We start from the raw sequence: 4359 nt of genomic DNA on the forward strand, positions 1-4359 counted from the left end.
CCCGGCCGCGCCCGTCCCCGGTGCCTTGCCCGTGGCCTTGGCCGGCCCCGGGGCCGGGACCGAGGCCCTGCCTGGAGCCTTGCCCGGGACCGGGACCGGGACCGGGACCGGGACCGGGACCGGGACCGGGACCGGGACCAGGTCCCGGCCCGGGACGTGGGCCGGCCCCCCGGGTCCGGACCCGGGCCCGGGCTCAGCCGCAGCCGGCCACGACCCCGCCCTGCGCCGCAGGCTGGAGGCCGCGTGGGTCGGGCGGGCCGTGGGGTGCGTGCTCGGGAAGCCCGTGGAGAAGTTGCCGCTGGAGGGGATCCGGGCGCTGGCCCGGGCCGCCGGGAACTGGCCGCTCGGGGACTGGTTCACCGAGCGCGGCGTTCCGCCGGAGGTGCTCGCCGCGCACCCCTGGAACCGCCGCTCCGCACCCACCTCCCTCGCCGAGAACATCGACGGGACCCCCGAGGACGACGACCTCAACTACCCCCTCCTCGGCCTGCTCCTCCTCCAGCGCCACGGCAGGGGCTTCACCACCGCCGACGTGGGCCGGCTCTGGCTCGACGAGCTTCCGGCCGGCCGTACGTTCACGGCCGAGCGGGTCGCGTACCGCAATCTGCTCCTCGGGCTGGAGCCCCCGCTCACCGCCACCCACCACAACCCGTTCCGCGAATGGATCGGCGCCCTGATCCGCGCCGACGTCCACGGCTGGACCAACCCGGGCGCCCCGGCCGCCGCCGCGGCGCAGGCGCGCCGGGACGCCGCGCTCACCCACACGGGCAACGGCGCCCACGCCGCCGCGTTCGTGGCCGCCGCCACCGCCACCGCGGCCACCGGCCGGGCCGACGTGCACACCGCGCTGCGGGCCGGCCTGGCCGTCGTACCGCCGGGTTCCCGCCTCGCCGAGGCCGTCCGCTTCGGGATCCGCGCCGCCTCGGACGCGTGCGCCACCGGCACCGGCTTCGATACCGTCGTCGATCTGCTGCACGCCCGCTACGGCCACTACCACTGGGTCCATGCCGTCCCCAACACCGCCGTGATCGCCGCCGCCCTCACCCATGCCGACGGGGACTTCACCCGTTCCGTCTGCCGCGCCGTGTCCGGCGGCTGGGACACCGACTCCAACGGGGCCACCGCCGGGGCGCTCGCCGGCCTGGTCGCCGGCTCCACCGACGCCATCCCGCACCGCTGGACCGCCCCGCTGAAGAACCGCCTCGCCACCAGCGTCCCCGGCTTCGACGGCATCGGCTTCGACACCCTCGCCCACCTCACCGCCCAGGAGGCAGCCCGCTCATGACGGCCATCGCCGTGCTCGGCAGTACCAACATGGACCTCGTCGCCTACGTCCCGAAGGCCCCCCGCCTCGGGGAGACCGTCACCGGCCGCGCCTTCCGCACCGTGCCCGGCGGGAAGGGCGCCAACCAGGCCGTCGCCGCCGCCCGTTCGGGCGCCGAGGTGGTGATGATCGGCGCGGTCGGGGCCGACGAGTTCGGCGTGCGGCTGCGTGCCGCGCTCGCCGGGGCCGGGGTCGAGACGGCGGCCCTGCGCACCGTGGAGGGCGCCAGCGGCACCGCGCACATCACCGTGGACGACGAGGGCGGCAACAGCATCATCGTCATCCCCGGCGCCAACGCCCGCGTCACCTCCCTGGAACCGGGCGACGCCGCCCGCATCGGCGCCGCCGACTCCCTGCTCCTCCAGCTCGAACTGCCCCTGGAGGCCGTGCTCGCCGGCGCCCTCGCCGCCCGTGCCCACGGCGTACGGACCATCCTGACCCCGGCCCCCGCCCAGCCGCTGCCCGCCGAACTCCTCGCCGCCACCGACCTGCTGGTGCCCAACGAGCACGAGGCCACCGCGCTCACCGGGCTCACCGACGTGCACCTGGCCGCGGCGGCCCTGCTCCAGGACGTCCCGGAGGTGGTCGTCACCCTGGGTGCCGCCGGGGTCCTGTACGCCGCCCGCGGCCGCGAGTCTCTGACCGTGCCCGCGCCGCACGTACGGGCCGTGGACACCACCGCCGCCGGTGACACCTTCGTCGGGGCGCTCGCGGTGGCCTTGGGCGAGGGCCGGCCGATGCCCGAGGCCCTGCGCTGGGCCTCGGCGGCGGCCGCGCTGTCCGTACAGCGCCCCGGCGCCCAGGACTCGATGCCGACCCGCTCCCAGACCGACACCTTCGCCCGCTCCGGAGCCGCCTCGTGAACCAGAAAACCGCCGGGACCGGCACCGCCGCCGCCCCGCCCCTGCGCGGGCTCCGCGTCCTCGACCTCGCCACCCTGTTCGCCGGTCCCCTCGCCGCCACCCTCCTCGGCGACTTCGGCGCCGAGGTCGTCAAGGTCGAGCACCCGACCCGCCCCGATCCCTCGCGCGGCCACGGCCCCGCCAAGGACGGCATCGGCCTCTGGTGGAAGCTCCTGGGCCGCAACAAGCGGACGATGACCCTCGATCTGTCCACCCCCGGCGGCCGGGACACGCTGCTGCGGCTGGCCGCCACCGCCGACGTGGTGATCGAGAACTTCCGCCCGGGCACCCTGGAGCGCTGGGGTCTGGGCTGGCCCGAGCTGTCCGCCGCGAACCCGCGGCTGATCCTGACCCGCGTGACGGCCTTCGGCCAGGAGGGCCCGTACGCCCACCGCCCCGGCTTCGGCACCCTCGCGGAGGCGATGAGCAGCTTCGCGGCGATCACCGGGGAGCCGGAGGGGCCGCCGACCCTGCCGCCCTTCGGGCTCGCGGACTCGATCGCCGCGCTGACCACCGCGTACGCCGTGATGGCGGCGCTCGCCGGGCGCGACCGCACCGGTCAGGGGCAGGTGGTGGACCTGGCGATCATCGAGCCGATCCTGACCGTCCTCGGACCGCACCCGCTCTGGTACGACCAGCTCGGCTACGTCCAGCCGCGCACCGGCAACCGGTCCACGAACAACGCCCCCCGCAACACGTACCGCAGTCTGGACGGCCGCTGGCTGGCGGTCTCCACCTCCGCCCAGTCCATCGCGGAGCGCGTGATGCGGCTGGTGGGGCGGCCCGAGCTGATCTCCGAGCCGTGGTTCGCCACGGGCTCCGGGCGGGCCGGCCACGCGGACGTGCTCGACGAGGCGGTCGGCGGCTGGATCGCCCGCCACAAGGCGGACGAGGTGACGGCCGCCTTCGAGGAGGCCGAGGCCGCGGTCGCGCTGGTCTACGACGTACGGGACGTCATGGCCGATCCGCAGTACGCGGCCCTGGACACGATCACCGAGGTCGAGGACCCGGAACTGGGCCCGATCCGCATGCAGAACGTCCTCTTCCGGCTCTCGCAGACACCGGGCTCCATCCGCTGGGCGGGCCGCCCGCACGGCGCGGACACCGATGCCGTCCTCGCCGAGATCGGCCTCTCCGCGGCCGAGATCACCGCTCTGCGCACGGAAGGAGCCCTGTGATCCTGACCTGGCTCTACGTACCCGGCGACCGCCCCGAGGTGGTCTCCAAGGCCCTGCACGCCGGGGCCGACGCCGTCATCGTGGACCTGGAGGACGCGGTGTCGGCCTCCCGCAAGGAGTACGCCCGCGCCGCCACCGCCGAACTGCTCGGCGACCGGCACCCGGTCCCCGTCCACGTACGCGTCAACGCCCTGGACTCCCCCTGGGGCGGCGCCGACCTCAGCGCGCTGGGCGGACTGCAGGGCCTCGCCGGGCTGCGCCTGCCCAAGATCTCCGCGCCGGAGCAGATCGCCACCACCGCCGACCGCGCCCCCGCGGTGCCCCTCTACGCCCTGCTGGAATCGGCGATCGGCGTGGAACGGGCCTACGACATCGCCCGCGCGCACCCCGCCCTGCGCGGCCTGTCCCTGGGCGAGGCCGATCTGCGGGCCGACCTGGGCGTCACCGCGGAGTCGGGCCTGGACTGGCCGCGCTCCCGGGTGGTGGTCGCGGCCCGCGCGGCCGGGCTGGCGCCGCCGGCCCAGTCGGTGTTCCCCGACATCCGGAACCTGGAGGCGCTGGCGGCCTCCTGCGCCCGGGGCCGCGCCCTCGGCTTCCTGGGCCGCGCGGCGATCCATCCGCGCCAGCTCCCGGTGATCGAGCGGGCCTACCTGCCCGGCCCCGCGGAGGTCAGCGCCGCCGAGGAGATCGTGGCCGCGGCCCGCCGCACCCCGGGCGCGGTGGCCCTCCCCGACGGCCGCTTCGTCGACCCGGCGATGCTGGCGGGCGCGGAACGGGTCGTGGCCCTGTCCCGCCGGGACGCGCCGGTGCTGTCCTGACGGTGGCCGCCCGCCCCGGGCGCGGGGCCCGTGGGCCGGCCGGCGGCGCGGCCCCGCGCCACCCGGCGCACGCGAAACGGGAGGGGCGCCGCGCGGGGGGGGGGGCGCCCCCCCCCGGAGGACCGGGAGACCGGGAC

General features: G+C 76.9%; 4 protein-coding genes. All 4 read left to right on the top strand.

The genetic code is table 11. The features are described 5' to 3' along the window. Positions 1-1285: ADP-ribosylglycohydrolase family protein (locus ACFWNV_RS39365; protein ID WP_383957074.1), on the top strand; the 1285-nt coding region annotated here is incomplete at its 5' end. Beyond that, positions 1282-2187, top strand: a complete 906-nt coding sequence (gene rbsK / locus ACFWNV_RS39370) for a ribokinase (RefSeq protein WP_383957077.1) — start codon at positions 1282-1284, stop codon at positions 2185-2187. The genes ACFWNV_RS39365 and rbsK, both read left to right, overlap by 4 nt. Beyond that, entirely contained in the window at positions 2184-3404 is a 1221-nt protein-coding gene (locus ACFWNV_RS39375) for a CaiB/BaiF CoA transferase family protein (RefSeq protein ID WP_383957079.1), read from the top strand. Before rbsK ends, ACFWNV_RS39375 begins: the two co-directional genes overlap by 4 nt. Further along, the gene (locus ACFWNV_RS39380) at positions 3401-4222 is read left to right on the top strand and encodes an HpcH/HpaI aldolase/citrate lyase family protein (protein WP_383957082.1); all 822 of its coding nucleotides are present in this window, start codon (positions 3401-3403) and stop codon (positions 4220-4222) included. The genes ACFWNV_RS39375 and ACFWNV_RS39380 overlap by 4 nt, the downstream gene beginning before the upstream one ends. The last annotated feature ends 137 nt before the right edge of the window (positions 4223-4359 follow it).

It is taken from the genome of Streptomyces sp. NPDC058401 (genome assembly GCF_042722885.1).
Lineage (GTDB): Bacteria > Actinomycetota > Actinomycetes > Streptomycetales > Streptomycetaceae > Streptomyces.

Coding starts and splice junctions, on each gene's coding strand:
- rbsK (WP_383957077.1), top strand. CDS start 1,282: ATGACGGCCATCGCCGTGCTCGGCAGTACCAACATGGACCTCGTCGCC.